Raw genomic sequence first — 6,028 nt, forward strand, 5'->3', positions numbered from 1 at the left:
CGCACGGCCTCATCGGCCAGGCTCTTGCCCTGGCGCAGCAGCACCAGCCGCGCCCGCGCCTGCGCCGCACGCGCGGCCAGTCGCGGCTGGGCCGGCGCATGGGGCGCGGCCACCGCTTGGGCGATGGGTGGCGGCGCGACGACCAGGCTGATGCGGTTGCTGCCGTTCTGCAGGTATTCGTGCACGGTGACCGACTGGCTGCCCGCGCCGGCCGGCAGGGCCAGCACGGGCACGCCGTTGACATGGACCTCGACGGGCTCGCCGCTGGTCTGGACGTGCAGGCACATGAGGCGGTCCATGTCAGCGCCGCCCGGCCGCCCGCAGGCGCTGATGCGCCCCCCCGGGGGGCTGAACCCGCGCATGCAGCGTCCAGTGGACGCTGCATGGCCGGTGAAGAACCGGGCCACTGGCCCGGTGCGGCCTGCAAGGCAGTGAGTGCAACGAACGTGGGGGCTTCATCAGCCTGCGCTCCAGTCGATGAGAACGAGGGCCGGGAGCAGCTCGCGGCGCTGGCGCTGGGTGCCGCCGATCGGGTCCTGGCGCAGCAGCAGCACATGCACCGGCTCGATGGCCAGCCGGTAGAACCATTGCATGCCACGGCCGTCGGGGCGCGGGCGCAGGCCGCATTCACCGATGACGGCGCCACGCAGGGCTTCAGGCAAGGGGCCCGCCGACAGCAGCGCGGGGTCGCCGGTGGCCATCGCCTCGACAGTGAGGGCGAACGGGTGGCGCCAGCTGCATCTGGCCTGTGCCAGTCCCTGGCCCTCGGCCGCGGTGGCGCCGCGCTGGTCCAACGCCATGCGCCATTCGCTGCGGCCGTGGGCGCGCAGGCTGACGCGGGCGCGGCTGGCGCCCCAGGCCAGCTCGCCGGCCAGGCGCAGGTCCAGCACCAGGGCGGTGAAGTCGATGGCGCCCTGCAGGCGCAGCGCGACGTCGCCCTCTGAGCCGTGCTGCCAGCCCCAGGTGATGCCGGCCTGGCCGACCAGCGGCGACAGCTCGGCCTCCAGCCGGCCGCTGCTGCCGGCCATCTCGCGCGACCAGGCGGCAAAGAGTTTGTCGAGGCCGGTGCGCGCCAGCGGCTGCAGGCCCTGCCAGGCCTTGAGCCAGGCCGGCGCCGGCTGGGCCTGGCCATCGGCTTCGAGGTGGCAGGCGGTGGCGGCGGTGCTTGTGTGCGCGGCCGGCTCGCCCTCTGCCGGCCAGGCCTGGGCGGGCATGGCGCCATGCCTGACCTCGACCAGGCGCTGAGTGGCGGCATGCACCTGCAGGCCGAGCTGGAGCTGGCCCAGCGGCGCGCCGGTATCGCGGATGCCGCAACTGGTGATGCTGACGGTCTGCAGGTCGGGCGGCTCGACGTGGGCGATGCCCGCGGGGCCGAGCTTGGGGTCGGGCGGCGGGGCATGCAGCGTCAGGCTGAGCTTGGCCGTGTCGGCGCCGCGCCACGCGAGGCGGCCGGCGGCGCTGACATGCAGGACCTCGGGATGGTGGGCGCTGCAGGCGGCCAGGGTGTCGACGGCCAGCTGCAGGCGGGCGCTGGCGCCGGTGCCGACGGCGCGGCTCAGCACCGGCAGCACACGGGGTTCTTCCAGCGCGGCGGCCAGCGTCTCGGGCGGTGGCGCCCAGGGCGGCAGGTCGGCGCGGCGCCAGGCGCCGTCCTGGCCCTGGTAGGCCTGCAGCGGCCTGGGCTCGGCGACGGCGAAGCTGATGGCGCCAAGGTCGCAGGCCTTGGGGCGGGGTGTGGGCGGCTGGTCCAGGTAGATGGCACGGCCGCGCGTGATGGCGGCCAGCCCTGCCTCGACGGCCGCGATGGCCTTGTCGAAACCGCCCGGTGTCAGCGCCTGCTGTGTCGGCTCGGCCTTGGCTGCGCGGCGCACCAGCTCTTCGCGCGAGCGGTGGCTGAGCTGGTGCAGCCGCACGGTGGGGCTGAGGGCCGCATCGGCGCACAGGGCGGCCGCCCATTCAAAGCGCGGCTTGGTCTCGAAGCTGGCGCCCCAGAGGCAGCACAGGCAGGCATAGCGGGCCTGGTCGGCCATGTCCTTGAGGCCGAGCTGGTGGGCGCGCTCCAGCGCCACATCGACAAAGGCGGGCCAGCGGGCCTGGAGCTGCTCGGCGACATCGGGCCAGGCCTGGCTGAGCAGCTGCATGAGCGAGGCGGTGTCGCGGCGCAGTTGCAGGCGCTCGATGTGGTCGAGCTGGGTGGGGGTCAGGTGCAGCATGGGGGGGCTGCTTTGGTGGGTTTGGGTTGATGGCCAGGGCCATGCCCGGAGTTCGCCCGGGCGGGCGACCTACTTTCTTGGGCGCCCAAGAAAGTAGGCAAAGAAACCGCCCCCGACCCGCCCGCCCTCCGCTTCGCTTCGGGTTCCCTGCGGTACTCAGGTCTTGAGGCCTCGCGCAGAACTCGCTTTGCTACGCGCCGCTCAAACAGCTGCGCGAAGTCAGAGCTTGAAGTGCGCTGCGCGCACGGCCTCAAGACCTTCCGTTCCTCGGCGGGCTCAAAGGGGGGAAGAGAAATACCTCGCTGCGAACGGTTTTCGGGTTTGGCTGTTGGCTGTTCGGCTGTTCTGGGGACTCCCCTTCTAAACCGCCGAGAAGCGCAGAAGGCCGAGGCGCGTGCGCAGCACGCTTCAACTTCTGACTCCGCGCTACTGTCCGACCGCAGCGTAGCGAAGGTAGTTGAGCGCGGGCCTCGGCCTTCGAGCATCGCAGGGAACCCCGCAGGGGCGGTTTTGCAGGGGCGCTTTCTTTGCCTACTTTCTTGTGCGGACAAGAAAACGGAAGGTTTCGGCGAAGCCAAAGTAGGTCGCCCGCCGGGGCGAACTCCCGGCATGGGCCTGGCCAGCAACCCACTCCTCCCGGAGCCACCAGAAAGCCACCACATATCAAGCGCCAAGCTCACGAACCTGCCGATCAACCACCCCATCCAAGCGCTGCCACCACACCCACGCCGCCCGCCCCGGGCAGGCGATCTGCTGCCCCGGCGCGAACACCGCGTCGACCTGCGGCGGCGTGAGCGTGGGCAGCAGCGTGTCCAGCAACTCGGCGTCCCACCAGCGCCACGGCCGCCGCTGGCCCTCCGGTGTGCGGACCTCGCCCAGGTCGCGGCTGTGCTCGCGCATGGCGAGCAAAGGCTGGCGTGAGCTCATCAACACGCCCCAGCCGTCAAAGGCGGCGTTGACATCGACGAGCAGCCAGGCGGTGAAGCCGGCCCCGGGCAACAGCTCGACGATGTAGGCCGCCTGCTCGGCGGCGTCAGGACCGAGCGCCCCGCGCTGAAGACAGTCCCAGCCCGCGCAGTCGGCCGTCTTCAGCTTCTCGGGCAGGCCGGCCACGACGGCGCCGTCGATGACCGCATGCACGCGCGCGCCGTCGAAGGGCCAGAGCGCCGCCATGAACGCAGGGCTGGTCAAGCGCTGCCTCCGCCGCCGGCGGTGATCGGGTCGGCAAACAGCTTGTCGAAATCGGTGGCCTGGTCGGGTTTGAGGTCGGCCTGGTCCAGGGCGTCGGCGGGCGCCGCAGGGGCGGCGTCGGCCGCCGACTCCGCGCTGCCGGCCGAACCACCACCGCCGCCGCAATTGACCTTGACCAGCGGCCCGTCGATGGTGACGCCGGCCGGCCCCAGCGTGATGACCGAGGCGCCGCAGACGATCTTGATGCCGACGCTGGCCTCCAGCACGATCTCGGTCTGGCCCTTGGCCTTGATGGCCAGGCCCTCCATGACGATGTCGGCCACGGACTTGAGCGACACCTTGCCGGTGGCCTCCTGGGCGATCTTGCCGGTGGCCTTCAAGTTGATGTCGGCGCCGCTCTGGAGGCTGATGGCGCCGCCGGACTTGAGGTCGGTCTTGCCGGTCACGTCCAGGCCGTGGTCGGCGCCCACCTTGGCGTTGAAGTCCTTGGTCAGCTTGAGCTGGTAGGTGGCCGCGCCGGTGGTGAAGATGTCGCCGGCGACCTTGGTGTGCAGGTCCTTGCCCAGGTCGTGCATCACATCCTTGCCGACGTTGACATACCAGTTCTCGCCGATGACTTCCTTGCGCGTGAGCTTGATCTTTCGGGTCTCGTTCTTGACGACGAAGTCGAAGGCGTCTTCCTTGACGTGGCGGTAGAAGTTGCGCTGCGACTGCAGCCAGATGTATTCCTTGGTCTTTTCGTCGGCAAAGCGCAGCTCGCTGTACATGTCGACGGCGCCCTCCTTGGTCGAGTGGGTGCGCCAGCCGCTGACATGCGAGAGCTTGGGCAGCTCGTAGGCGGGCAGGTTGACGTCGTTGTGCACCGAGCCGGTGACGATGGGCCGGTCGGGGTCGCCGCCGATGAAGCTGACAACGACCTCGTGGCCGATGCGCGGGATCATCCACAGGCCCGAGCCCTTGCCGGCCCAGGGCTGGGCCACGCGCACGAAGCACGAGCTGTTGGCGTCCTTGACGCCTTCGCGGTCCCAGTGGAACTGCACCTTGACGCGGCCGTGCTTGTCGACTTCCACCTCGTTGCCCGAGGCGCCGACCACCGTGGCCGTCTGCGGCCCGTGCATGACCGGCCGCGGCGTGCGGCGCTCGGGGCGGAAGGGGTTGCCGCTCATGCTGATGCAGGAGATGTCGGCAGTGAAGCCATCGCGGCGACGCTTGATGGACTTGATGTCCTCGATGGCCTCGTGGTCGCCGAACTCGGCGCGAAAGCTCATGCCGACGACGAGGTAGTTGCTGTTCTCCAGCAGCGAAGCGGCCTTGGCCAGCAGGAAGGTGGCGCCTACCGCGATGTCGTTGCAGTTGGTGGTGCCGGTGTAGACGGTCTGCAGCGCCTGCAGCTCCTCCAGCCTGACCTTGGCGACCTGCGTGGCGGCCGACGTGGCGGAGGCGGACTCGGGGTTCTTCTGGTTGAGCACCGCGCGCGCCGGGTACTCGTAGACCTCGCCGTCGCCGAGCTTGGCGGTGGCCGACAGCGGCAGGGCCGACTTGTCCTGCTCGATCTGCGTGGCGCTGGCGAGGTAGTCATGGTCGCGTACCGTGGCCTTGACCGCGCGCACCTCCTCCTGCTTGCGCCAGTCGATGATGCACTGCTCGTGCTTGAGGCGGTTGGCCCATTCGATGGGCGCGGTGCTGGCCTTGCTGCGGTGCTTGGCCATGGAATCGGTCAGCACCAGCGTGTGCGTCGTCGATGTGTGCTCGAAGAAGTAGTAGATGCCGGCTTCTTCGAGCAGGCGGCTGACGAAGTCGAAGTCGCTCTCGTCGTACTGCACGCAGTATTCGAGCGTCGGGTAGACCGAGGGCAGCAGCAGGCGCCAGGCGAAGTCGCTGCTGTAGGGCGTCAGCACCGCGGTGACGATGTCCTTGACGCTCTTGTTCTGGAACACGCGCGAGTTCCTGCTGCGCGTGGCGAACCACAGCCAGGGCCGCATGACGATGCTGAAGGCCTCGAAGCGGCCATGCCGTTCGCCGCGCTGGGCGCGCGTCACGTAGCCATTGAATTCGCGCTTGACGCCGTGCAGGTCGATGGTCACGTTGGCGCGCGTGCCCAGCAGGCCGTGCAGGTTGATGTGCTCCTTCATGCCGAGCAGGTTGACGTTGCCGACCAGCTCGACGCGCCACTCCGGCAGGCGGCCGAGCTGCTCCTGGCCGTCCATGCGCAGCACCAGGAGCTTGTCGGCCCCCAGCGTCGTGTTGATCGACATCACATGGCTGCTGCCGCCGAGTAGTCCGCCAAGTGCCATATCCGTTGCCCCGATTCATGGCCAGCACGCGAGATCGGGCAGGCCTTCAGGCCTTGGTGGGGGAAGCGGCCGCTTTGGTTCCCTGGCGGGCTCAGAACATCGGCAGCAATGACTTGCAGCGCAAGGTCTGGATGAAGGCCACGGGCCGCCAGCCCACGGCGGCATACAAGGCGCCGACCTGTGGCTCGGCGACGGCGTAGAGCGGCAGGCGCGGCGCGCGTGCGGCCAGCGCGTCGAGCAGCCGGCGGCCGTGGCCGCGGCCGCGGTGGGCCGGAGCGATGCACAGGTCCACCACGACGCAGGCGCCGTCGGTGCGGTACAGGCCTGCGG

The 6,028-nt window shown here is 70.0% G+C and carries 5 protein-coding genes; all 5 read right to left on the reverse strand.

All coding sequences use genetic code 11. The annotated features are described in order from the left end of the window. On the reverse strand, positions 1-287 hold a 287-nt coding region (locus ACT6S0_RS25730; RefSeq protein WP_444766581.1), incomplete at its 3' end, for a hypothetical protein. Positions 288-458: 171 nt separating this feature from the next. Beyond that, positions 459-2,213, reverse strand: a complete 1,755-nt coding sequence (locus ACT6S0_RS25735; protein ID WP_444766582.1) for a hypothetical protein — start codon at positions 2,211-2,213, stop codon at positions 459-461. Positions 2,214-2,876: 663 nt separating this feature from the next. Further along, positions 2,877-3,404: a DUF4123 domain-containing protein gene (locus ACT6S0_RS25740; protein ID WP_444766583.1), complete on the reverse strand. Its 528-nt coding sequence runs from the start codon at positions 3,402-3,404 to the stop codon at positions 2,877-2,879. Beyond that, the gene (locus tag ACT6S0_RS25745; RefSeq protein ID WP_444766584.1) at positions 3,401-5,659 is read right to left on the reverse strand and encodes a type VI secretion system Vgr family protein; all 2,259 of its coding nucleotides are present in this window, start codon (positions 5,657-5,659) and stop codon (positions 3,401-3,403) included. Before ACT6S0_RS25745 ends, ACT6S0_RS25740 begins: the two co-directional genes overlap by 4 nt. A 130-nt stretch (positions 5,660-5,789) precedes the next feature. Continuing rightward, positions 5,790-6,028 (reverse strand): GNAT family N-acetyltransferase (locus ACT6S0_RS25750; protein ID WP_444766585.1); only part of this gene is annotated, 239 nt, incomplete at its 5' end.

The sequence above is a fragment of the Roseateles sp. genome (assembly GCF_052436255.1).
Taxonomy (GTDB): Bacteria; Pseudomonadota; Gammaproteobacteria; order Burkholderiales; family Burkholderiaceae_C; genus Pelomonas.